Annotated in this window: 19 protein-coding genes; 12 read left to right on the top strand and 7 right to left on the bottom strand. The window is 63.6% G+C overall.

The window, feature by feature from the left end:
• Positions 1 to 15: 15 nt before the first annotated feature.
• The 5 genes from R1T44_RS09855 to R1T44_RS09835 form a co-directional block, all read right to left on the bottom strand.
• Positions 16 to 870 carry an amino acid ABC transporter ATP-binding protein gene (locus R1T44_RS09855; RefSeq protein WP_153635716.1) on the bottom strand — a complete coding sequence of 285 codons (855 nt, stop codon included), beginning with the start codon at positions 868 to 870 and terminating at the stop codon, positions 16 to 18.
• Positions 854 to 1,507, bottom strand: coding sequence for an amino acid ABC transporter permease (locus R1T44_RS09850; protein WP_077376658.1), 654 nt, complete (start codon positions 1,505 to 1,507; stop codon positions 854 to 856). Before R1T44_RS09850 ends, R1T44_RS09855 begins: the two co-directional genes overlap by 17 nt.
• Positions 1,504 to 2,229: an amino acid ABC transporter permease gene (locus tag R1T44_RS09845; RefSeq protein ID WP_153635714.1), complete on the bottom strand. Its 726-nt coding sequence runs from the start codon at positions 2,227 to 2,229 to the stop codon at positions 1,504 to 1,506. The genes R1T44_RS09850 and R1T44_RS09845 overlap by 4 nt, the downstream gene beginning before the upstream one ends.
• A gap of 46 nt (positions 2,230 to 2,275) precedes the next feature.
• On the bottom strand, positions 2,276 to 3,130 hold the full coding sequence (locus tag R1T44_RS09840) for a transporter substrate-binding domain-containing protein (RefSeq protein WP_279836510.1): 855 nt from the start codon (positions 3,128 to 3,130) through the stop codon (positions 2,276 to 2,278).
• A 631-nt stretch (positions 3,131 to 3,761) separates the two neighbouring features.
• Entirely contained in the window at positions 3,762 to 4,751 is a 990-nt protein-coding gene (locus R1T44_RS09835; RefSeq protein ID WP_175088720.1) for a MurR/RpiR family transcriptional regulator, read from the bottom strand.
• Between the two features lie 373 nt (positions 4,752 to 5,124).
• On the opposite strand from R1T44_RS09835, the gene R1T44_RS09830 reads away from it, so the two are divergent.
• Entirely contained in the window at positions 5,125 to 5,556 is a 432-nt protein-coding gene (locus tag R1T44_RS09830; protein ID WP_153635711.1) for a hypothetical protein, read from the top strand.
• Entirely contained in the window at positions 5,553 to 6,158 is a 606-nt protein-coding gene (locus R1T44_RS09825; RefSeq protein ID WP_153635710.1) for a hypothetical protein, read from the top strand. Before R1T44_RS09830 ends, R1T44_RS09825 begins: the two co-directional genes overlap by 4 nt.
• A 210-nt stretch (positions 6,159 to 6,368) precedes the next feature.
• Here the strand turns inward: R1T44_RS09825 and R1T44_RS09820 are convergent, their stop codons facing one another.
• A complete protein-coding gene (locus R1T44_RS09820) occupies positions 6,369 to 7,052 on the bottom strand; it encodes a TetR family transcriptional regulator C-terminal domain-containing protein (RefSeq protein WP_153635709.1) in 684 nt (227 codons plus the stop codon).
• A gap of 406 nt (positions 7,053 to 7,458) precedes the next feature.
• Between R1T44_RS09820 and R1T44_RS09815 the strand changes: the two genes are divergently transcribed.
• From R1T44_RS09815 to R1T44_RS09775, 9 genes are all read left to right on the top strand, one after another.
• Positions 7,459 to 8,988, top strand: a complete 1,530-nt coding sequence (locus tag R1T44_RS09815; protein ID WP_225348053.1) for a xanthine dehydrogenase small subunit — start codon at positions 7,459 to 7,461, stop codon at positions 8,986 to 8,988.
• The gene (gene xdhB / locus R1T44_RS09810) at positions 8,966 to 11,380 is read left to right on the top strand and encodes a xanthine dehydrogenase molybdopterin binding subunit (protein ID WP_317291935.1); all 2,415 of its coding nucleotides are present in this window, start codon (positions 8,966 to 8,968) and stop codon (positions 11,378 to 11,380) included. The genes R1T44_RS09815 and xdhB overlap by 23 nt, the downstream gene beginning before the upstream one ends.
• Positions 11,381 to 11,400: 20 nt before the next feature.
• Positions 11,401 to 12,384, top strand: a complete 984-nt coding sequence (xdhC, locus tag R1T44_RS09805) for a xanthine dehydrogenase accessory protein XdhC (RefSeq protein ID WP_317291934.1) — start codon at positions 11,401 to 11,403, stop codon at positions 12,382 to 12,384.
• Positions 12,381 to 13,991: a guanine deaminase gene (gene guaD, locus R1T44_RS09800; RefSeq protein WP_317291933.1), complete on the top strand. Its 1,611-nt coding sequence runs from the start codon at positions 12,381 to 12,383 to the stop codon at positions 13,989 to 13,991. The genes xdhC and guaD overlap by 4 nt, the downstream gene beginning before the upstream one ends.
• Positions 13,992 to 14,178: 187 nt before the next feature.
• Complete coding sequence (locus tag R1T44_RS09795) at positions 14,179 to 14,838, top strand: oxygen-insensitive NAD(P)H-dependent nitroreductase NfsB (protein WP_043333519.1); 660 nt, start codon at positions 14,179 to 14,181, stop codon at positions 14,836 to 14,838.
• Positions 14,839 to 15,145: 307 nt separating this feature from the next.
• The gene (locus R1T44_RS09790) at positions 15,146 to 15,454 is read left to right on the top strand and encodes a putative quinol monooxygenase (protein WP_052384416.1); all 309 of its coding nucleotides are present in this window, start codon (positions 15,146 to 15,148) and stop codon (positions 15,452 to 15,454) included.
• A gap of 299 nt (positions 15,455 to 15,753) precedes the next feature.
• Entirely contained in the window at positions 15,754 to 17,184 is a 1,431-nt protein-coding gene (locus R1T44_RS09785) for a uracil-xanthine permease family protein (protein ID WP_317291932.1), read from the top strand.
• A 278-nt stretch (positions 17,185 to 17,462) separates the two neighbouring features.
• Positions 17,463 to 19,178, top strand: a complete 1,716-nt coding sequence (gene ushA / locus R1T44_RS09780; RefSeq protein ID WP_317291931.1) for a bifunctional UDP-sugar hydrolase/5'-nucleotidase UshA — start codon at positions 17,463 to 17,465, stop codon at positions 19,176 to 19,178.
• 178 nt (positions 19,179 to 19,356) lie between these two features.
• Positions 19,357 to 19,809, top strand: a complete 453-nt coding sequence (locus R1T44_RS09775) for an Lrp/AsnC family transcriptional regulator (RefSeq protein ID WP_317291930.1) — start codon at positions 19,357 to 19,359, stop codon at positions 19,807 to 19,809.
• Positions 19,810 to 19,921: 112 nt separating this feature from the next.
• On the opposite strand, the gene R1T44_RS09770 is transcribed toward R1T44_RS09775, so the two are convergent.
• A complete protein-coding gene (locus tag R1T44_RS09770) occupies positions 19,922 to 20,863 on the bottom strand; it encodes a hypothetical protein (protein ID WP_317291929.1) in 942 nt (313 codons plus the stop codon).
• A gap of 625 nt (positions 20,864 to 21,488) precedes the next feature.
• Here R1T44_RS09770 and R1T44_RS09765 point away from each other — a divergent pair.
• On the top strand, positions 21,489 to 22,580 hold the full coding sequence (locus tag R1T44_RS09765; RefSeq protein WP_317291928.1) for a TRAP transporter substrate-binding protein: 1,092 nt from the start codon (positions 21,489 to 21,491) through the stop codon (positions 22,578 to 22,580).
• Positions 22,581 to 22,709: the final 129 nt, after the last annotated feature.

The following is a 22,709-nucleotide window of genomic DNA, read 5'->3' as shown; positions in this document are numbered from 1 at the left end:
CTCAAGACGCTGCACTCATAGCACCGCGCCGAGGAACTGGCGCAGCTCTTCCGTGGCCGGATTGGCGAACAGTGTCGCGGGGTCGCCCGACTCATGCACACGCCCCTGGTGCATGAAGATCACGCGATCGCCCACATCACGGGCGAAATTCATCTCATGGGTGACCAGAATCAGCGTCATGCCCTCACGTTTGAGCTGTTCCAGCACCTTGAGCACATCGCCAACCAGTTCCGGGTCCAGAGCCGAGGTGATCTCATCGCACAGCAGCACCTTGGGGTGCATCGCCAGGGCGCGCGCGATCGCCACCCGCTGCTGCTGACCACCGGAGAGCTGACTCGGCCAGGCATCGAATTTCTCCCCCAGCCCGACCTTGGCCAGCATCTCGCGGGCCTCGCGCTCGGCGATATCGCGGGCGACACCCTTGACCAGCATCGGTGCCAGCATCACGTTCTCGCCGACGCGCTTGTGGGGAAACAGATTGAAGCTCTGGAACACCATGCCGACATCCTGCGCCAGGGCGGCGGCGTCCATCTCGCTACCGTCCAGCAGCTTGCCGGCGACATGAATGGCGCCGCCGTCATGCTGTTCAAGCTGATTGATACAGCGCAGCAAGGTGCTCTTGCCGGAACCGCTGCGCCCGATGATCGACACCACCTCACCCGGACGCACCTCGAGATCGATCCCCTTGAGGACCGCCACGTCACCGAAGGACTTGGTCAGCGCCGACAGGCTGACCAGCGGTGCCTTGGCGCTCTCGGTATCAAGGGCGCTGTCGGAGACGGGAGCGCTCTCGGTGACGGCGGCCTTCTCGGAGACAGCAGCGTCGGATGAGGCGCTATCCAGCGCAGAGACTTCAGCGAGCAGTGACATTGAGACGTGCCTCCAGGTGGCGAGCCAGCCGCGACAGCGGATAGCACATGGCGAAATACAGCAACGCGACCAGCGCGAAGACGGTGAAGGGTTCCAGGGTGGCGTTGTTGAGCATGGTGCCGGCCTTGGTCAGCTCGACGAAGCCGATCACCGAGGCAAGCGCGGTGCCCTTGATGATCTGCACCGAGAAGCCGACGGTCGGCGCGATGGCCATGCGCAGCGCCTGCGGCAGGATGATGTGACGCATGGTCTTCAGGTAGCCGAGCCCCAGCACCCGCGCCCCTTCCCACTGCCCCTTGGGCACCGCCTCGACACAGCCCCGCCAGATGTCATGCAGGAAGGCACTGCTGAACAGCGTCAGCGCCACGGCCGCCGCCGTCCAGGCCGAGACATCCAGCCCGAAGACCGCCACGCCGAAGAAGGCCAGGAACAGCTGCATCAACAGCGGCGTGCCCTGGAACAGCTCGGTATAGAGACGACAGAAGAGCGCCGCCCCCGGCCAGCGGGTCAGGCGCAGAAAGGTCAGCGCCAGCCCGACCAGACTGCCGCCGATGAAGGCGATCAGGGATAGCGCCAGTGTCCAGCGCGCCGCCAGCAACAGGTTGCGCAGAATGTCCCACAGCGTGAAGTCGATCATGAGTGGGCCTCTTTCAGGACATGGGAAGACAGACAGCTGCGCGGGGCGGGCGTCAGGTGGCGAAAGCCGAACAGGCGACGCCCGATGCGGTTGAGCAAGGCGCGCATCGCGATGGCCAACAGCAGGTACATGCCTGCCGTCACCACGTAGCTCTCGAAGCTCAGGAAGGTACGTGACTGGATGAAGTTGGCCGCGAAGGTCAGATCCGCCACGCTGATCTGGGAGACCACGGCGGAGCCCAGCATCACGATCACGCACTGGCTGGTCAGCGCCGGATACATGCGTTCCAGCGCCGGCATCAGCACCACATGGCGATAGCTCTGCCAGCGGGTAAGCCCCAGTGCCCGCCCGGCTTCCCACTGGCCGCGACCGGTGGCATCGACCCCGGCACGCAGGATTTCACTGCTGTAGGCCGCCAGGTTGAGTGTCATCGCGATCACAGCGGCCATCTCGGCACTGAGTGACAGTCCCAGCGCCGGCAGACCGAAGAAGATGAAGAACAGCTGGACGATGAAAGGCGTGTTGCGCAGCAGCTCCACCAGCATGCCCAGCAGCCGGCTGAAGATGCTGGTCGGCGCACGATGGCGCTGCCAGACACACATCACCGCGCCGAGTATCCCCAGCGTGGTGGTCAGCGCCGTCAGCCAGACCGTCGTCATCAGCCCGGCCATCAGGTCGGGCAAATACGGCAACAGGCGCGGGAAATCCGGGAGATAATTCATCGATCAAGCCTCACGGGCAAAGGGATCAGACGTGTGACGTCTCGAGTCAGGCATCCAGTGACGGCAGTGGCGCCTTGAACCAGATCTCGGAGAGCGTATTGAGCGTGCCATCCTCGATTCCCTGGGCGATCAGCTCATTCACGCGCGCCTTGAGCGCCGGCGTGTCATGCCGCATGCCCACATAGCAGGGAGAATTCTTGAGCGGCAGCACGCTGACCGGCACGCGGGCAGGATTGCGTTCGGCGATGGCGGCGGTGACGAGATTGCCGGTGGCGATCATCTCGACCTGGCCTGACAGAAATGCCGACAAGGTCGTGTTGTTGTCTTCGAAGCGCTTCACGGTGGTCGATTCCGGTGCCACCTTGCTGAGTTCCATGTCTTCCACCGAGCCACGTGTCACGCCGATGGTCTTCTCGCTCAGTCCTTGCGCGGAGTCCACCTCACTGCCCTTCTCGCCGAACACGCCGAGGAAGAACGGCGCATAGGCATCGGAGAAATCGATCGCCTTCTCACGCTCGGGATTCTTGCCCAGGCTCGAGATCACCAGATCGACCTTGCGGGTCTGCAGGTAAGGGATGCGATTGGCCGAGGTGACCGGCACCAGCTCAAGCTTCACGTCCATCTCGTCTGCCAGATAGCGCGCCATGTCGATATCGTAGCCACGCGGCTTGAGGTCCGGGCCGACCGAGCCGAAGGGCGGGAAGTCCTGTGGCACCGCCACTTTCAGCACCCCGCTATCGGTGATGTCACTCAGTGCATCCGCGTGTGCACTCAGGGCGGTGGACGCCAACGTGCCCCACAGGGCCAGCAATATTCCCTTGCGGACCCAGTTGCCAAGACGCTGCTTGTTGCCTGTCCGTGTGGCGCGCTGCTGGGCCTTGCTCTCGTGACGCTTGCTCATCGGTCGACTCCGGTATCCGTCAATGCCAGGCGCTGATGCGAGGACGACTCGTCATTCACCTGGTGCCTTGCGGCAGTGGATTGTTGTTGGTTGTTGTTGATCGTCTTGCCGAGTGTCTCGCCGAGTCAGGTCCATTGACTCCTTGTCGCATTCGTCTTCAGAACCTGACCAATGAAACGAGTGATTCCCTTATCAATCTTTGCAACAGGTGTGCCAAAGCACTTCCGCCAGGTGCTCAACAAGGTGATCGAGTTGCAGGCAGCGCAGAGTCACCAGCAGCTCACACGCCTGTGCATGGGCTTGCGAACGCACTTGAGCACGCGCCTCAGCACAGGATCGAGAACAGGCCTGAAAGCAAAACAGCGAGAAGAAATGAGTAGCTACGATAAGAAGAGACACACGCCTGCGGGAGGCGAAATCGCGGATGACGCCCTCGCCTGGCGGCGAGATCAGGGCGCCGACATCAGCGACATGGCAGCAGATGGTGCAGTCAGGGAGGCATATGCGCCCTGCGGGTGCGCAGAGCGCGCCGGGTCGAATCGGGCCGCCGCACAGATCAGAAGCAAGACTGGCGGCCCACAGGGAGATAGATAGAGAGGAAGGAAAGGCAGGAGCACTTCAAGCTGGACGATCAGCCGTCGCCCAGTTCCTCCAGCGCATCGAAGGTATCCGTCACGCGGCGTATCTGACTGCGCCCGCCGACGAGGTCGTCATGCAGCAGGCGCGTGGCCAGCAGATTGATCTGGCTCATGGCTGCGGCGTAGCTGTCGAAGGCGCTGACGCTGTCCAACGGGCAGCGCAGGACATGCTCGATACCGGCGGGGATGGTGCTCAGGCTGTCATCGCAGACCAGCAGCACCGTACATGGCGCCTGCCCCAGCCATTCAAGCAATCGTGCCAGCCCATGCGGTCGCCGGCGCATGGCGAATACCACCACGGCGTCATCGACGCCCAGGCGTGCGATCTCCTCGCCGAGTGATTGGCCGGGTTGCGGCAACACCGCCACCTGCTCGCGCAACTGCAGCAACTGCTGGCGCAGGTGCAGCGCGAGTGGATAAGCATTGCGAAAGCCGATGATCTGCAGCCGCTCGGCCTTGGCCAGAGCGCCGCTCAAGGCCTCCATATCGAGCATGTCCAGCGCCGCCAGTGCCTGACGCAGGTTGCGACACTCCTGCTCATAGTGGCGCTGGTGATGGTCTGCCGTCGGCGCTGCCGCCACCGGCACACCCGAATGACGCAGACTACGCGCCTGGTCCCGCGCCTCACGGAAGTCCTGATAGCCAAGACGGCGGAACAGGCGGCTGACCGTCGCCTTGGAGACGTCGGTCAGGCGTGACAGTTCCGCGGCGTTGTATAGCGCCAGTTCATCCTGATGCGCGAGCAGAAAGCGCGCGATGCGCTGCTCATTCGGTGTGAGCTCCTCAAGCGAACGGGTCAGACGCTGATGCAGGCTCAGGCTCCTGGTGCCCTGGCTTGCGGCATGGCGAGCGAGACTGGTAGCAAGATTGACGCTGGCATCGGCATCGGGGGCAGGCGCTTCCCCATCCGGGTGCACTGCCCGGGATTTACCGGACACGTCATCCTCGGGGGGCGCGCTGTGATCTATGGGCGCTCGTGGCATGAAGACACACTCCTGAAAAGATTCTGCGTGAGCGCAGAGCAACGATTGCATCAACGATTGCATCAAGACAGTGCAAAGCCTGGGCCAGGTGCTGACTGACAGTGCATAGACGAAAGGCGTAACCCTCGAGATGAGCGCTTTTTCTTCATCCTGAACGCCTCTGACGCCCTCAAGCGCTGCACGACGCCAACCATCCGCACCGCGCGACAGACACAAGCGCCTGTTTTTACTGTTCATCACAACAAATCGGCACGCAAGCCGCTTGATCAAGACTAGCCAGCCGACAGGTCATACGCCGCGCAGTAACGCCAACGACCCTTGCCGGACTGCAATATTCCCGATAAAGCGCTCGCGATGCGCAAGGAGCATTCTCATGGCCACCTCAACGATGACTGCCCTCCTCGATACCTGCCGAGCCATGACAGCCAAGGTCACGACACAGACATTCACCCTCTTGCCCCGCTCTAGCAGCGCCACACAGGATGTCGCCAATGCCCAGTCCGCTCAATTGCTGGGCGTGATGGCGATGGGCTACGAGGCACCGCCGCTGAGCCTGAAGACAACGACGGCCCCCACGACGCCTTCACCGGCCCATGACACGCGCAGCCAGGCCGACATTGCCGCCTCGGCCGTGGCGGCCCAGGCCTCAGCCGAGACACCGACTCCGACAGCATCGCCCATCGCGCAGCAGAAAGCCGTCTTCAATCCTGACATCAACCACAAGGCTCACGCTGACTGGGAGGCGATGCACCGCCACCACACCCTGCTGCGTCAGAGCATGACGCGTCGAGGAATGCTGGCATGAGCGTCTATACCATCGGCATGGAATGCGGCATGCACATACCGCTGGAGAACAGCATCGCCCTCGCCCCGGCGCCTCGCATCAAGCTGGAACTGACCGCCGGCCAGCACGCTGGCGAGTACCTGAGCATGATGTCAGGAGCCATCCAGCCGCTGACGGATAGCGACGATGCGTTGCTGAAAAGCCTGGAGGCGCAGCTGCCGCGGCGCAGCCTGATCTGGACGGCGCGCGGGATCACCGAGGTCGGGCGTGGCTGGCGCTGGCAGTCATCGCCCGGCCATCCCCAGGCGCCCTGGCTGGACGCCGTGCATCACAGCTGGCCGAGTCATGCGCCGCGCTGGCTGCGCAAGGCGCCGGTGGTGGTAGTCACCGCCGATGCGCTGCCGCTGGCCAACCGCACCCGCCACCAACGTGACCTCGCGCGGCTGTGGGCAAGCGCCGATGCCGCGCTGATCTATCTTGCCGACGATGCCCGCGATGGCTGGCAGATGCATCAACACTGTGACATCTCTCAATTGGAGAAAGCCGAGTTGTCGGGGACCAAGCAAGAGGAAGAAGCAGTGCTGGATCGCGATGCTGGCATGCCCTTGGAGATGGCAAGCTGATCGCCTGATGGCCTTATCCTTCACATTTCCAGAATGACGCAAGAGCGAGCGACGCAAGAACGACTCTAGACTCAAGAACCAAAAAAGCCCGCCCCGGATACCGGGGCGGGCTTTTTGCTGTGCGGCGAGGTACTGACAACAGACAGCTGAAACAGGCGACCGACAGAGCGCCGAATCCGCCGGCTCAAGCGCTCATGCCGCTCATGCCGCTCATGGCTGTCGCGGGCACAGACCATCACATAGCGTGCTGGCCACGAAATCCGCCAGCTGCTCCCAGTCTTCATCGCTCTGCGGCGCTCCCCCCAGCTGATCGATCTGGGCGGCGAAATCCGCGTAATGCTGAGTGGTGGACCAGATGAGGTAGATCACCCACATCGGCTCCGCCTCGCGCAGTTTGCCCGCGGCCATCCAGGCCTTCATGACATCGCAGCGCGCCTGCACCCAGTCGCGCAGGTCGCCACTGAGATAATCGCGCAGGAAAGGCGCCCCACTGATCACCTCCGCCGCGAACAGACGCGAGGCCTGCGGTGCCTGGCGTGCCAGCTTGAGCTTGACGCGCACCAGCGCCTCCAGCACCTCACGTGGCTCGTCATCGGGCGAGATATCCTCGAGCGAAGCATTCCAGCGCGTCAGGGTCTGCTCCAGCAGGTGAACGTAGAGCTTCTCCTTGGAGCCGAAATAATAGAGCAGATTGGCCTTGGGCAACTCGGCCACTTCCGCAATCTGCTTCAAGGTGCTGCCGCGATAACCGTGACAGGCGAATACGCATTCGGCGGCCTCGAGAATACGGCTCTCGGCTTGCTCACGCGGAGAGCTGGCAGGCGGCACGCTCAATTCCGCGCTACGGGTACGACGGACTTCAGCGTAAAGGGAAGAAGGAGAATCCGCGGGCATCGGCATCACTCATCAGGTCAGAAAAAAGCATTCGAGTCTCTTGGCGACAGTCCCCTGTCTGTCTCACTCGCCAGTCAGCGACGATGTGCGCAAGCAGGAGGCTCTGGTCAAGCGACTATCACGTGGCGTTGGAACAGCAGTGAAAACAGCCCGTTGAGACACCGGCGAACAAAATACCACAACATGCACTGACCATTTGGTCAGATTCTTGCAGGAATCACAATACGACCTGTTACATTGATAGAGACAACAGCCTGCAGACCAACGCTCGTCGCCTGGATAGAACAGGCCCGCTGGCAAGACAGCCCCAGCCCGCCGGCAGCGTAGAACAGAGGACTTGAGCGTTGGAAGTACGCTGTACGCAACAAGGCACCACAATGACAATACGACCTGACAGGATGCCCGCATGATCGACTTCACCTTGAACGGGCGCGCGTGCCGACTGCCCACACCTGCACCGGGAACGAGCGTACTCGAAGTGCTGCGCACCTCACTTGGGCAAGACGGCACCAAGGAAGGCTGTGCCTCCGGCGACTGCGGCGCCTGCACCATTGCCTTGCAGGGGCCGGGCCACAATGTGAGCACCGCCAACGCCTGCCTGATGCCCGCCCACCAGCTGGCCGGCTGTGACTTGATCACCGTCGAGGGTCTGGCGGATGCCAGCCAGGCGCCAACCCTCTCGGCGGTGCAGCAGGCATTGGTCAGCACACACGCCAGCCAATGTGGCTTCTGCACCCCGGGCATCGCCATGAGCCTTGCGGTGCTGCATGCCCGTCATCAGCGCCAGATCGATCAGGGCGAAGTGATCGATGCCCGGCAACGCGACACCATGATCGACCATGCACTGGGCGGCAATCTGTGTCGCTGCACCGGTTATCGCCCGATCCGCGAGGCCGCTCACCGTCTGCTGCAAGGCGAATTCGGGCCAGCCTGCCTGCAGGACGCTGGCGATAGCACAGCGGAAGCGCACGACACCGCCCCTGATGACGAGCGAGACACCGGGCGTTTCTATCGGCCGGTCACCTTGCAGGCCCTGCTGGCGCTGCGCGCCGAGCGCTCGGATGCCACGCTGATCGCCGGTGGCACGGACCTGATGCTGGAGCACACCCAGCGCCTGCGCGACTTCCCGGCCTTGATCGACACCACCCAGGTCGCGGCGCTTGGCAAGATAGAGGAAGGCGAGCACGCCGGTCAGGCAGGCTGGTGGATCGGGGCAGCGGTCAGCTATCACCAGCTGATGCCGCTGCTGCGGGAGCATTACCCGGATGGCGCGGAGCTGCTCACGCGACTGGGCAGTGAACAGATCCGCCATCGTGGCACCCTGGGCGGCAATATCGGCAATGCCTCGCCCATCGGTGACATGCCGCCGCTGCTGATCGCGCTGGACGCCTATATCCAGCTGATGAGCCAGGACAACGAGCGCATCCTGAAGCTCGAGGACTACTTCCTCGACTACAAGCGTACCCAGCTGATGCCGGACGAGATCATCCACTCGGTCTTCCTGCCGCGCCCGCTGCCCAACCAGCGGCTGGCGGTACACAAGCTGTCCAAGCGGCGTGACGATGACATCTCCACCCTGCTCGGCGTCTTCGCCTGGCGGCGTGACGCCAGCGGGCGCGCCCAGCACTGGCGCGTGGCCTTCGGCGGCATGGCCGGGGTTCCGGCCCGCGCCCCGCACCTGGAAGCACTGCTGACGCTGCAAGCGCTGGAATCTCTCACTCCCGCCAGGCTGACGGCGCAGACTCGCCAGCAGATCGAGCAGGCCGTGCAGGCCGATTTCTCACCGCTCAGTGACGTGCGCGGCTCACGCGAGTATCGCCTGCTGGCCGCCAGCCATCTGATTCCCCGCGTGGCCCAGCGCATCCTGAATGAGCGTCAGACCACGACTTCCCTCACGCCACTGGAGAGCCTCGATGCGTACCTTGCACAGTCTTGAGTCCGACGCCAGCGCCGCGCCGGCCGCCCCCGTTCTCCAGTCACGTCAGCATGAAAGCGCCCAGCGCCATGTCAGCGGCTCGGCGCGTTATGTGGATGACCTGCCACTGCCCACCGGCACGCTGCATCTGGCCATCGGCATGAGCGAGGTCGCGCACGCCACTCTGGATGCGCTGGATCTCGAAGCGGTGCGCCGTGCCCCCGGCGTGGTCTGCGTGCTCAGCGCCGCCGACATCCCCGGTCACAGCGATGTGGGGCCGGTCTTCCCCGGCGACCCGCTGCTGGTCAGTGACATCATCAGCCATCATGGTCAGGCACTGTTCGTGGTCGCCGCCGACAGCGAGCGCGCGGCACGTCAGGCGGCGCGACTGGCCAAGGTCGCCACCACGCCCCTGCCGGTGTGCCTCGACCCGCGCGAGGCGGCCAACCGCGGTGATCTGGTGCGCCCGACCCACACCCAGGCACGGCTTGCCAATGGCCGCGCCGGCGATCTCGACAGCATCAGCACCAAGCTCGCCAAATCCGCCTGGCAATTGAGCGGTGAACTGGAAAGCGGCGGCCAGGAACACTTCTATCTGGAGAGCCAGGCCGCACTGGCCTTGCCGAGTGAGGATGACGAGATGCTGGTGCACAGCTCCTCCCAGCACCCCAGCGAAGTCCAGAAGCTGATTGCCGAGGTGCTCGGCGTGCCCTTCCACGCCATTACGGTGGAGACCCGTCGCATGGGGGGCGGCTTCGGTGGCAAGGAAACCCAGGCCGCGCCGGTGGCCTGTCTGGCCGCGATGATCGCCCGGCGCACCGGCCGCGCGGCACGCCTGCGACTGGCACGCGCAGATGACATGCGTCTGACCGGCAAGCGCCACCCTTTCCACCATCGCTATGAATTCGGCGTCGATGACAGCGGGCGCATCGAGTCCGCCATCATCGAGCTGACCGGCGACTGCGGCCACTCGCCGGACCTGTCGGATGCCATCGTCGATCGCGCCATGTTCCATGCCGACAACGCCTACTACCTGGGGAATGCCCACGTGCGCGGCATTCGCGCACGCACCAATGTGGCGTCCAATACCGCCTTCCGCGGTTTTGGCGGCCCTCAGGGCATGTTGGCGGTCGAATCCGCGATGGAGGATATCGCCCGGCGTCTGGGGCGTGACCCGCTGGAGATCCGCAAGCGCAATCTCTACTGCGAAGGCCGTGAGACCACGCACTATGGCCAACACGTCAATCAGCACCCGCTGCTGGCGACCCTGATCGATCAGCTCGAGGAAAGTGGCCGCTACTGGGCGCGCCGCGCCGAGATACGCGCCTTCAATGCCGCCAATCCGGTGGTCAGAAAGGGGCTGGCACTGACACCGGTCAAGTTCGGCATCTCCTTCACCGCCAAGCACCTCAATCAGGCAGGCGCCCTGGTGCATGTCTACACCGATGGCAGCGTGCAGGTGAATCACGGCGGCACCGAGATGGGCCAGGGCCTGCACACCAAGATCACCCAGATCGCGGCGCGTGAACTGGGGCTGAGCGTGGACAAGGTGCGCATCACCGCCACCCGCACCGACAAGGTGCCCAACACCTCGCCGACGGCGGCAAGCTCCGGCGCGGACCTCAACGGCATGGCGACGCGTGATGCCTGCCTGCGCCTCAAGATGCGCCTGCTCGACTTCGCCGCCGAGCATCTCGCCCAGCCACGCGTCAGCCTGAGTCTCACGGATGGCGAGCTGCATGGACCGAGTGGTGTGCTGATGACCTGGGGCGAGCTGATCCAGGCGGCGTATCTGGAACGCATCTCACTGTCCGAGAAAGGCTTCTATGCCACCCCGGATATTCATTACGATCGCGCCAGCGGCACCGGTCACCCCTTCTATTACTACGCCTTCGGCGCGGCGCTGTGCGAAGTGGTCGTCGATACGCTGAGTGGTGAATACCGTCTGGAAAGCGCCGAGATCCTGCATGATGTCGGTGATTCGCTCAATCCGGCCATCGACATCGGCCAGATCGAGGGCGGCTTCGTGCAGGGCATGGGCTGGCTGACGACGGAGGAGCTCAAATGGAACGAGGACGGCCGGCTGCTCACCGATGGCCCGGCGACCTACAAGATTCCGGCGATCAGTGACGTGCCGGCCGGCGCGCTCAAGGTACGCCTGCTGGAGGGACACCCCAACTCGGCCGCCAGCATCTATCGCTCCAAGGCGGTCGGCGAGCCGCCCTTCATGCTCGCCATCAGCGTGTGGGCGGCGTTGCGCGATGCGCTGGCCTCGCTGACCGACTATCGCCGCGCGGTGCGCCTGGATACCCCAGCCACACCGGAGCGCGTGATGCTGGCGGCGCGCGAACAGCGTGACTGGCAGGAGCAGCACGGCACTGCTGGCGCAGAGCCAGCGCAGGTGCCGTCATGAATGTCGACAAGAGTGCCGTCATGAATGCAAAGAGTGCCGCGACCGACCGCTGGTATCAGGCGCTCGCCGAGGCCCAGGCAGCATTGACGGCGCATGCACTGGCCACCGTGGTGACGGTGGCGGGTTCTGCTCCGCGTGGTGCCGGCAGCAAGATGCTGATCACCCCCGATACGCTGCACGACAGCCTCGGCGGCGGTCGGCTGGAGCAGCTGGTGGTGGAGCGCGCCCGCGAGATGCTGGCCCGAGGGCAGTCAGGCTGCCTGCTCGAGGAGATCGCACTCGGCCAGCATGCCCAGCAATGCTGCGGCGGCCATGTGCAGGTGCTGATCGAGCTGTACCCGGCGCTTGCGCCACGGCTGGCCCTGTTCGGCGCCGGTCATGTCGGACAGGCGATCGTCACGCTGCTGGCACCGCTGGGCTGGCAGATCGACTGGCGGGACTCACGCCCCGAGCAGCTCACGGCCGCCACGACCCCCGCGGGTTGTGAGGGCCGTGTAGAGCGTCAGGCGTTCAATATCCTGACTTACCTGCCGACCGCGAAAGCCGCGCCCGCCAGTGAGTCACTACCCGTGATGGCGGGCAGCCATGTGCTGGTATTGACCCATGACCATGTCGAGGACCAGGCGTTGATCGCCGCGCTCGCACCACGTGATGACCTGGCCTCGCTGGGGCTGATCGGCTCCAGCAGCAAGTGGGCGCGCTTTCGCCAGCGCCTGCGCGGCGATCTCGCGGAGCATCAGATCGCCCGCGTTCGCTGCCCGATCGGCGTGCCCGGCATTCCCGGCAAACGCCCTGAGGAGATCGCGATTGGCGTCGTCGCGGAACTGCTGCAGATCGAGGCGCGGCGCAGTGACGAAGCGGCCTTGAACTCGTCCGACAAGGCCACCGGACATGGCACGTCACTGGACAGCCATGGGCTGACGCGTCAGGGTGCCCGCCAGCTGCGCGCCCATTTTGCCCCTGACGCGATGCACCAGACAGAAACGACACAGAAGGCCGAATGATGACTGACCAAGACACGTCGCACACTGCGGCCTGCCACCTGGATGAGCAGCGCCTGACGGCAGCCCTGCGCGCGGCCGCCAAGGACGCTTCCTGCGTCAGCCTGCTGCGCGGAGCACTGCTGCATTTCGTCGCCGACCCTGCAGACGCCATGCTGAGTGAGGCGGCCTCGAGCGATGGCAACGATAAGCAAGATAGCAATCAAGGAAACAGCAACAGCCGAGCCTCTGACATGGCGGCGACCCTGGCACGCGCCGTCGAACACTACACCGATGCGCTGCTGGTGATGCATGCAGGCCATGTGGTCGCCGTGGGGGATCATCACTCGCTTGCCCGGCATGAGGCCGTGGGCGAGCTGATGCGCCTGTGTCCGCCGCGCAACGTCGAAGGCCTGATGATGCCGGGCTTCATCGATACCCATGTGCACTTCCCGCAGCTGGATATCATCGCAAGCTACGGCCACTGCCTGATTGACTGGCTGAACACCTACACCTTCCCCGCCGAGCAGCGCTTCGCCGCCCCCGCACATGCCGCCGAGGTCGCCGATGCCTTCCTCGATGCGCTGCTGTGTCATGGCTCGACCAGCGCCCAGGTGTTCGCTACCTCACATGCCAGCAGTGCCGATGCCCTGTTCCGGGCTGCCCGGGCGCGCCACATGCGCGTACACGCCGGGCGCGTGATGATGGACCGCAACGCCCCGCCCGAGTTACTGGACTCCGGAGTCGCCGCGCTCAAGGACGATGAGCGCCTGATCGCCGACTGGCACGGGCGTGACCGCCTCGGCTATGTGCTGACGCCGCGCTTCGCGCCGACCTCCACGCCCGAGCAGCTGAAGGCTGCCGGCCAACTGCTCAAGAGCCAGCCGGACCTGCACCTGCAGACCCACCTGGCCGAGAATCTCGATGAGGTGAAGTGGGTCGCCGAGCTGTTCCCCGACGCTCGGGACTATCTGGCGGTCTATGAGGATGTCGGCCTGAGCCATGAGCGCACCACCTTCGCCCACGGTATCCACCTGGACGATGGCATGCGCCAGCGCATCGCGGATCGTGGCGCCAGCATCGCCTTCTGCCCGACCTCCAACCTGTTTCTCGGCAGCGGACTCTTCGATCGCACCAGTGCCCGCGCCATGGGCATGAACATCAGCATCGCCACCGATGTCGGCGGTGGCTCCAGCCTGTGTCAGCTGGAGAGCCTCAAGGCCGCCTATCAGGTCGGCCAGCTTCACGGCGCGGTCGCTCATGATGTGGCGGGGCTTGCGTCACGCGCCAACCAACCGCTGACACCCTGGCAGGGCTTCTATCAACTGACACTGGGCAATGCGCGCGCCATGCGCCTGCAAGACAAGGTCGGCAACCTGCGTCCGGGCATGGAAGCCGATGTCATCGTGCTCGACCCCGCCGCCACGCCCTTGCTGGCACGGCGCACTCGCTGGGGTCAGTCCAGCCAGGTGTCGCTGCAGGAGGTGCTGTTCGCATTGATGATGCTGGGCGACGACCGCGTGATACGCGAAGTCCATGTGGCGGGCCAGTGCCGCAAGCTGCATGGCCTGATGCTGAGTGCTTCTTCTGATACGCCATCCAGAGAGCCTGTCGCAGCATTAATGCCATGAAAGCATCACAGCGATGACAAGTAATTGACATATGGCACCAATTCTCGGGATTGGTGCCATTTTTTCATCTTAAAGATGCGCGCAACGCGGATACTCAACGCTGAATCCACTCGCTATGATGGCGACATCTTCTTCCAAAAGGTCATGGACGCTCAGCGACTGGCCTGCCACTACGAGGACCATCATCATGACTCCCACCGCCATCATGCAACGTCGTTATTCCACCAAGGCCTTCGATCCGGCACGCAAGATCAGCGCCGCCGACTGGCAGGAACTGGAAAACGTGATGCGCCTGAGCGCCTCCAGCGTCAATTCCCAGCCGTGGCACTTCCTGGTGCTGGAATCCGACGATGCCAAGCAGCGCTTCGCGCGCGCCGGAACCGATGACAAGTACGCCTTCAACTCGCCGAAGATCACCAATGCGTCTCACGTCGTGCTGTTCTGCACTCGCTCCACCCTGGACGACGACTACCTGAACCACCTGCTGGACACCGAAGCGTCTGATGGCCGCTTCAAGAAGGATGACGAATTCAGCGCGATGATGGACGGCGCGCGTCGTCTGTTCATCGACCTGCACCGTCATGACCTCAAGGACCTGCAGCACTGGATGGACAAGCAGGTTTACCTCAACTACGGCAGCCTGCTGTATGCGGCCTCCAGCCTGAACATCGATGCGGTGCCGCTGGAAGGCATCGACCCGGTAGCGCTGGATGCGGAATTCGGCCTGCGCGAGAAAGGCTTCAACGCCCTGGTCGCCGTGAGCCTGGGTTACCGCGCCGCTGACGACTTCAATGCCGAGCTGCCCAAGTCCCGTCTGCCGGCAGACGAGATCTTCACTCGCCTGTAAGACTCGCCCTCAAGGTCGGGCTCTCAAGGCCGGGCTCTCAGCAGCTCGCGCTCAAGAGCGCGATTCTAAAGATCTGTTCACAGCAGCTGTCCGCAAGACATCGACGTGTCCGCCTTGCGGGCCAACGGCGGGCCCGGGGGGCAAGTCGCCGCCCGTGCCCGCCGCATTGCATCCCGATGTCGGACATGCCACCTTTTCGTGGCAGGCCAGCGCAGTGCATTCCCGGCGGCGATGGCCGGCTTGCGTGCCTAATTCGTTTCGCCCATCTGTTACGTCCACTTCCTACGCCCACGACAGGATTCATGCCATGTCCATCAAGCTTATCGCGACACTGACCTTCCCCGCCGACCAGCAGGACAAGGCACGCGATGCTCTCGCCGAACTGGTCGAGAAGAGCCAGTCCGACAAGGGCTGCCTGCAGTACGAATTCTTCGCGATTGACAAGAACGTCGCGGAAGGTGAGCCGGTACCGGAAGGCGACTTCGTGGTACTGGAAGAATGGTGGGATGAAGACGCTATCGAAGCCCACGTGGCCACCGAACACTTCCAGGGCTTTTTGAGCACCTTCGGCGAAGGCGAGATCAGCCTCAATATCCAGCGCCTGCTGACGCCCTGAGCCGCTGAGCCGCTGAGCCGCTGAGCCGCTGGGCGTACCTTCGCTCAGAAAAGGCGCCGCGAGAACGCAGACAGATCCCCGCCGGGCATGACGCCCGGCGGGGATCTTGCGTTTGTGACACACGGGCTTGGCCTGCTCATCCCCTGGCCTGGCCGCGGGACACGCAACAAGTGATGGAAAAATCGATACGAGCACTGAACTTGGTTCACATCTTGCTTATAATTGGCTGCCCGCGCTGAACACTCCAGTGCCCGACACCATTTCCGCCATTGCACCGCGAGCAGAACAAGGAGCGTCACATGAGCCAATCCTCTTCCGATTCCAAGGGGATCGACGAACCACTGCTCGGCCTCGAAAGCTGCCCGTCGGTCCCCATCTCGGCCCTCGCCGGCGCCCAGCATCTGCTGGCCAGTCTGGCCGGTATCATTGCACCGACATTGATCATCACCAGCGCGCTGGGCCTCGATGCCTACACCGCCAGCCTGCTGTCGATGGCACTGGTGGTCTCCGGGGTCGCCACCTGGATCCAGTCCCAGCGCATCGGCCCGTTCGGCTCAGGGCTGTTGAGCATCCAGGGCACCAGTTTCAGCTTCGTGTCCGCGCTGATCACCGCCGGATTGATCGCTCGATCGCAGAATGCCAGTGACGAACAGGTACTGGCGGTGCTGTTCGGCACCTGCCTGGCGGGCAGCCTGATCGAGATGGCGCTGGGCACGGTGCTGCCGTGGCTCAAGCGGGTCATCACGCCCGTGGTCACCGGCGTGGTGGTGATGCTGATCGGCCTGAGCCTGATCCAAGTGGGCATGACGGATATCGGCGGCGGCTTCGGCGCCGAGGACTTCGGTGCGCCCGCCAATCTGGCGCTGGCCGGTTGTGTGCTGATCACGGTGCTGGCCTGCCAGGTCTCGCGTCATCCGTGGCTGAGAATCGCCTCCATCTTCATCGGCATGGCCGTCGGTTGCGTCATCGCCGCCATCGGTGGCCTCTATGATGCACCGCAGCTGGCCGATACCGTCCTGCTGGCTCTGCCGCATCCGGCGACCCTGAATACCGGCTTCGATTTCTCGCTGGCCGCCTTCCTGCCGGTGGCCTTCATCTTCATGATCACCGCCATCGAGACGGTCGGTGACCTCACCGGCAGCGCACGCGCCTCGGGTCTGGCCGTGGATGATGAGCTGCACCAGAAGCGTCTGCGCGGCGGCGTGCTGGGCGATGGCCTGAATTCCGCGCTCGGCGCGCTGGCCGGCACCTTCCCCAACACCACCTTCAGTCAGAACACCGGCGTGATCCAGCTGACCGGCATCGCCAGTCGCCATGTGGGCCGCTACGTGGCCGGCTTCCTGCTGCTGCTGGGCCTGTCGCCCTTCATCGCCACCCTGCTGACCCAGATGCCGCGTCCGGTGCTCGGTGCCACCACTACGCTGATGTTCGCGCTGATCGCGGTGTCCGGCATCCGCATCCTGATGGCGCAGCCCATCGGGCGTCGCGAGATGATGATCATCGCGCTGGCCCTGGGGCTGGGGCTTGGCGTCGGCATGGTGCCGGATGTGCTGAACGCCATTCCGGGCGCCTTCGCCGATGCGCTGCGCTCGCCGATCACCATGGGCGGCCTGACCGCCATCATCGCCGAGCTGCTGCTGCCGAAGATGGAAGACGCCGAGGTGTTCAACCCAAAAGCGAGTGAGCGTGAGTCCACCGACAGCATTAGCGCGGACCAGGAGCACGCCTGACCCGCAGGCGCAGCAATGAGACATGAAAGAACCGGCGCTTCATTGGCCGGTTTTTTCATGTCGGTCTAGAAAGTTCGCACTTCGGGTGTCGGTCATCCAATCTCCACAGCAATGAGGCAGACTGCATGGGGTTGTTCATGCCGTCTCCACCCTTCAAGCAGTTTTACCATCAACACTCTTACAATCAGCACTCTTGCAATCAGTACTCTTACAATCAGCACTTATAGATTGGAACGCGCCATTGCGCCTCGGAGCCAGACACAAGGAACGTATCGCTCATGCTGAATACTCGACTCATCTCATCACACGCGCCGGGCTTGCGCGCATCCCCCCGCTCGCGCATGGCGCTGAAGGCCCTGCTGGGGGCTGCATTGCTCAGTACGCTGAGTGCCTGTGCCAGCCAGGCGGGCCATGAATGGCAGGCCGACACCACCTATCACCTGACGGTGCTGCACACCAACGACCACCACGGACGCTTCTGGCAAAGCAGTGATGGCGAATACGGCATGTCGGCGCGCAAGACGCTGGTCGACCGCATCCGCGCCGAGGTGGAATCCGCAGGCGGCAGCGTGCTGCTGCTGTCCGGTGGCGACATCAATACCGGCGTGCCGGAATCCGATCTCCAGCAGGCCGAACCCGACTTCAGGGGCATGAACCGCATCGGCTACGACGCCATGGCGGTGGGCAACCATGAATTCGACAACCCGCTGGAGGTGCTGCTCAAGCAGCGCGACTGGGCCGACTTCCCGATGCTGGCCGCCAACATCTACGACAAGACCAGCGGCGAGCGCCTGTTCTCGCCCTGGAAGATCTTCGATGAGCATGGCATCCAGATCGCGGTGATCGGCCTGACCACCGAAGACACCGTGCGTATCGGCAACCCCGAATACTTCAGCAATCTCGACTTCCGTGACCCCAAGGAAGAGGCGCGCAAGGCCATCGAGGAGCTCAACGAGCATGAGCAGCCGGACCTGATCTTCGCCGTCACCCACATGGGCCACTATCAGAATGCCGAGCATGGCATCAATGCGCCGGGCGATGTCTCGCTGGCGCGCTATCTGCCCTATGGCGAACTGGACATGATCGTCGGTGGCCACTCCCAGGAGCCGGTCTGCATGGAGGGCGCCAACCGGATGGCGGACTTTGCGCCCGGCGATGATTGCCAGCCGGACCGCCAGAACGGCACCTACATCGTCCAGGCGCATGAATGGGGCAAGTACGTGGGACGCGCCGATTACGAGTTCCGCAATGGCGAGCTGACCATGGTCAACTATCAGCTGATTCCGGTGAATTTCAAGAAGACCGTCGAGGAGAATGGCGAGCGCAGAAAGGTGCTGGTCGCGGAGGAAATCGCCGAGGACAGCGAACTGCGCGAATTCCTGCGCCCCTATCAGGAAAAGGGCCAGGCGCAGCTCAACGTCACGGTCGCGCAGAGCGACGGCAAGCTGGAAGGCGATCGCAACGTGGTGCGCTTTGCCCAGACCAACCTGGGACGTCTGATCGCCACCGCCGCCATGCAGGCCGGCAAGGCCGACTTCGGCGTGATGAACGCAGGTGGCGTGCGCGCCTCGCTGCCCGCAGGCGAGATCACCTACAAGGATGTGCTGACCGTGCTGCCCTTCGGCAACACCGTGGGGGTCGTGACCATGTCAGGTAGCGAGGTGCTCGAGTATCTCGAGGCGGTGGCCACCCAACCGGTGGACTCCGGCGCCTATGCCCAGTTCGTCGGCGTCAGCCTGCGCGTCAATCGCGAGGAAGGCAGCGTCTCCGAGGTGATGATTCAGGGCCAGCCATTGGCCATGGACGCGCAGTATCGCTTCACCGTCCCGAGCTTCAATGCCGCCGGCGGGGATGGCTATCCGAAGGTCACTGACCTGCCGGGTTACCTGGATACCGGCTTCGTCGATGCCGATGTGCTCAAGGCCTACCTTGCCGAGCAGAGCCCGATCGACGTCGCGGCATACGCGCCCCAGGGCGAGATCGCCTATCAGTGACGCTCAAGGCCTCTGCTCTAAACATGCACATGACAACGGGACGCCAAGGCGTCCCGTTGTGGTTTCCAGAGCCGGACTATCCTCGTCAGAGGCGGAAGTCGGACTATACAAGTGCGGATCGCACAGGTTTGATAAGGCATGCGCACCACTACAACAAAGACCGTCGAGACCCTGGCCCATGAATCTCAACCGCACCGACAGTGAGCTGCTCAACCTGCTGATCAAGGACGGTCGCATGTCCTACGCCGATATCGCCCGCAAGCTCGGCATTTCGCGTGCGCATGCGCGCAGCCGCGTCCAGGCGCTGGTCGAGAGCGGCGTGATCGAACAGTTCACCGCCGTCATCAACCCCGACAAGCTCGGCAAGGGCATCTCCACCTTCGTGGATCTGACCGTCGCTCCCAGCGCTATCGAACGCATCGCCGAGGAACTCTCCGCCTGCGTCGAGGTGGTCAGCCTCTACATCATGAGCGACCTGAAAAGCCTGCACATCCACACTCTCACCGACAGCTATGAGGCCTTCGATGCCTTCGTGCGCGTGCATATCTTCAATCGCGACGAAATCCTCTCGGTGGACTGCAAGTCACTGATGACCCGCGTCAAGCATCGCCGGGGTGGCGCACGCCTCTAGGCGCGGCACGGCTTGAGGCATTCGGGCAAGATTCATCATGTGAGGACGAGGTTCACGACGTGAGGGCCAAGTTCATCACATGAGGTCAAGGTTCATCACGTGAGGGCAAGATTCATCGCAAGCGACCAAGCCCACGCAACAGGCGCAGCCCGGCCCACAGAAAACCGAGCGGAAACAACACCGTCTGGGTGATGAACAGCATGGTGAGATCGATCACCTTGTCGGTCATGGCATCGAAGCCTTGGGTGACACTGGTGATCGGCCCACCGACCCAGCCTTCCATGCTGCCCTTGAACTGCTGCCACCAGCTGCGCTCTTCCTGCGCACCTCCTACCTGCTGGTCAGCGACTTCCGCCAGCTGCTGCTGGGTCACGCTCAACTGCGCCATCTGGGTGTCGCGACTGTCATCGAGAAAGGCCTGCCCCGCCGCACCGCTGGCCAGCGCGACACTCAGCACCGCGAAGCGCAGCGCAATTCCCCACAGGGCCACGCGCAGGATGGCCACCTGCCACCAACGATGGCGGGGATGCAGCCCCTCGCCCGATTGGCGACTGCCGGTAAGTAGCCCCAGCGCCGCCAGCAGGCAGGCCCCACTGGCGAACGCCTTGATGATCACGGAACCGGAGATGCCCAACAGCAGCTTCTGGAGGGCCAGCGAACCGGTGGCGGCGAACATCACCCACGAGAAGCGTTCGATCATGTCATTGGCGGGGTCAAGTGCTTCCCCGGGCGAGACCTGAAAGACCTGCAGATCGATGGTCGAGGACTGCAGCACCGAGATGGTGGCGTTCAGGCCCTTGGCGATGGCGAAGGCGCTGAAGGCCTGCCCCAGGGTAGCGTCGAGAAAATCCAGCGCCCACTGCTGGGGCGCTTCCCACCAGGCAAGCACCGCCATCACCACCAGGATGGCGACCAGCAGGATGCGCGGCACCGGTGCCCCTGTGGGCGCCCCGGGCGTGATGAGCTGGCGAGACCCGGCAGTCTTCGTCACCGAGGCGGCGACAGGCGAAGACAGCGAGTGGGCGGCGGGCTCTTCAGGTTCATGAGGTGACATCCAGGACTCCATCGGGACAAAGCCGCATGATGCCACCGGTCACTCCGGCTGTCGTCAGCGGCGCGCGTGCGATCACGCCGGATGCCTGCCGACGTGATGCACCATGATCGATCGCACGCACCATCAGGTCGCGAGCATGACAATTGATCATCCCCACCCCACATTCGTGAGCCAGATGTCACCCTGCCCGTCGCTATCGGTGAACAAATGCCGCGACAGGCGTCATCTCCTGACATTTGTCAGGCCCTGAACTTTGCCAATCAGTGCTGCCTCGGCCTCACTTGGGCAACGCCAAGGGCGCACTCACGCTCCATCAGCGGAACACAACGCCCAGAATCCCCATGCAATCGATTGAAAATAAAGAATAAATCTCCCTGCGCGCCAAATGGCACATGCCTTGCAATGTCATCCGTGTAGCCCACTGACAAATGGCAGCCTCCTGGCTGACAAATGACAGGCAACGCTACTCAAGAACATGCAGAAACACCTACACAACAAGATCGCCGGCCTCGATGTCGGCATGCCGTACAGGCACCCCTTGAGACAGAAGACTCTTTCACACAGAGCATTCAAAGCAGTCTGTCGCAAGGGCATTACTGGTCATCCGTCCGCAGGAGATCCTCCCATGACATTCGATCGTCGCAAGTTCCTGGGTGCCGCACTGGCAACCTCAACCGCTGGACTCGTGATGGGTGCGCCCGCCATCGTGCGCGCGGAATCCAACAAGACCTATCAATGGAAGATGACCAATGCCTATGGTCCGGGCTCGCCCTTCTATGTCGAGGGTCCGGGCAGCCCGACCGACTTCTGCCGCAAGGTGGAGGCCATGTCCGGTGGGCGCATGAAGATCCAGCACTTCGCGGCCGGTGAGCTGATTCCGGCTCTGGAGGGCTTCAATGCCGTCGCCAGTGGCGTGGTGGAGATGAACGCCGGCAATGCCTATTTCTGGGCCGGAAAGATTCCCGCCGCCCAGTACTTCACTACCGTGCCCTTCGGCATGAATACCCAGGGCATGAACGCCTGGCTGTATCACGGTGGCGGTCTGGAGCTGTGGCATGAGCTCTACGCCCCCAAGGGGCTGATCGCCTTCCCGATGGGCAATACCGGCGTGCAGATGACCGGCTGGTTCCGTAAGCCGATCAATACGGTCGAGGACTTGAAGGGCCTGAAGATGCGTATCCCGGGGCTGGCCGGCAAGGTCTACGCCGAACTGGGCGTGGCCGTGCGTCTGTTGCCCGGCGGAGAGATCTTCCCGGCGCTGGAACGTGGCGTCATCGATGCCGCCGAGTTCGTCGGCCCCTATCAGGATCGCCGTCTGGGGCTGCAGAAGGCCGCCAAGTACTACTACACCACCGGCTGGCACGAGCCGACCAACGTCACCGAGCTGATGATCAACAAGGCGGCCTGGGAGGGCCTGCCCGAAGACCTGCAGGCCATCGTCAAGGCCGCCGCCCAGGCGTGCAACGTCGAGAGCCAGGCCTGGTGCGAGTCGGTGAATGCCGAGGCGCTCAATGATCTGGTCGACCACGAAGGCGTCACAGCCCAGCCGCTGCCGGACGCGGTAGTAGCGCGCCTCAAGGAAGTCACCGAGAAGACGCTGACCGACATGGCGGCGGCTGATCCGGATACCGCGCGCGTCCACGAGTCCTTCATGGCCTTCCGCGACCAGCACAAGGAATGGGCCGCCGTCAGCGAGAAGACCTTCCTGGCGCTCTGACGCCTGGTGTCTCGGGTCTCGCGGCTCGCGGCTCGCACCTGTCGACTCGCGTCTCGCGTTCAGACCCGTCGCCCGATGAACTCGCCCTTCGCTGCGCTGCGGGGGCGAACTCAAGGTACAAGCCCCGAG

Source organism: Cobetia amphilecti, from assembly GCF_032923285.1.
GTDB classification, from domain to species: Bacteria; Pseudomonadota; Gammaproteobacteria; order Pseudomonadales; family Halomonadaceae; genus Cobetia; species Cobetia amphilecti.
This window is presented reverse-complemented; position numbering and strand designations above follow the sequence as displayed.

Bases quoted from the DNA above. Each gene is read 5' to 3' on its own strand.
- R1T44_RS09835 (WP_175088720.1), bottom strand. From the start codon at position 4,751: ATGCCACGAGCGCCCATAGATCACAGCGCGCCCCCCGAGGATGACGTG.
- R1T44_RS09770 (WP_317291929.1), bottom strand. From the start codon at position 20,863: ATGTCACCTCATGAACCTGAAGAGCCCGCCGCCCACTCGCTGTCTTCG.
- R1T44_RS09775 (WP_317291930.1), top strand. From the start codon at position 19,357: ATGAATCTCAACCGCACCGACAGTGAGCTGCTCAACCTGCTGATCAAG.
- R1T44_RS09795 (WP_043333519.1), top strand. From the start codon at position 14,179: ATGACTCCCACCGCCATCATGCAACGTCGTTATTCCACCAAGGCCTTC.
- guaD (WP_317291933.1), top strand. From the start codon at position 12,381: ATGATGACTGACCAAGACACGTCGCACACTGCGGCCTGCCACCTGGAT.
- xdhC (WP_317291934.1), top strand. From the start codon at position 11,401: ATGAATGCAAAGAGTGCCGCGACCGACCGCTGGTATCAGGCGCTCGCC.
- R1T44_RS09830 (WP_153635711.1), top strand. From the start codon at position 5,125: ATGGCCACCTCAACGATGACTGCCCTCCTCGATACCTGCCGAGCCATG.
- R1T44_RS09850 (WP_077376658.1), bottom strand. From the start codon at position 1,507: ATGATCGACTTCACGCTGTGGGACATTCTGCGCAACCTGTTGCTGGCG.
- R1T44_RS09790 (WP_052384416.1), top strand. From the start codon at position 15,146: ATGTCCATCAAGCTTATCGCGACACTGACCTTCCCCGCCGACCAGCAG.
- R1T44_RS09765 (WP_317291928.1), top strand. From the start codon at position 21,489: ATGACATTCGATCGTCGCAAGTTCCTGGGTGCCGCACTGGCAACCTCA.
- R1T44_RS09820 (WP_153635709.1), bottom strand. From the start codon at position 7,052: ATGCCCGCGGATTCTCCTTCTTCCCTTTACGCTGAAGTCCGTCGTACC.
- R1T44_RS09815 (WP_225348053.1), top strand. From the start codon at position 7,459: ATGATCGACTTCACCTTGAACGGGCGCGCGTGCCGACTGCCCACACCT.
- xdhB (WP_317291935.1), top strand. From the start codon at position 8,966: ATGCGTACCTTGCACAGTCTTGAGTCCGACGCCAGCGCCGCGCCGGCC.
- R1T44_RS09845 (WP_153635714.1), bottom strand. From the start codon at position 2,229: ATGAATTATCTCCCGGATTTCCCGCGCCTGTTGCCGTATTTGCCCGAC.
- R1T44_RS09825 (WP_153635710.1), top strand. From the start codon at position 5,553: ATGAGCGTCTATACCATCGGCATGGAATGCGGCATGCACATACCGCTG.
- R1T44_RS09785 (WP_317291932.1), top strand. From the start codon at position 15,754: ATGAGCCAATCCTCTTCCGATTCCAAGGGGATCGACGAACCACTGCTC.
- R1T44_RS09840 (WP_279836510.1), bottom strand. From the start codon at position 3,130: ATGAGCAAGCGTCACGAGAGCAAGGCCCAGCAGCGCGCCACACGGACA.
- R1T44_RS09855 (WP_153635716.1), bottom strand. From the start codon at position 870: ATGTCACTGCTCGCTGAAGTCTCTGCGCTGGATAGCGCCTCATCCGAC.
- ushA (WP_317291931.1), top strand. From the start codon at position 17,463: ATGCTGAATACTCGACTCATCTCATCACACGCGCCGGGCTTGCGCGCA.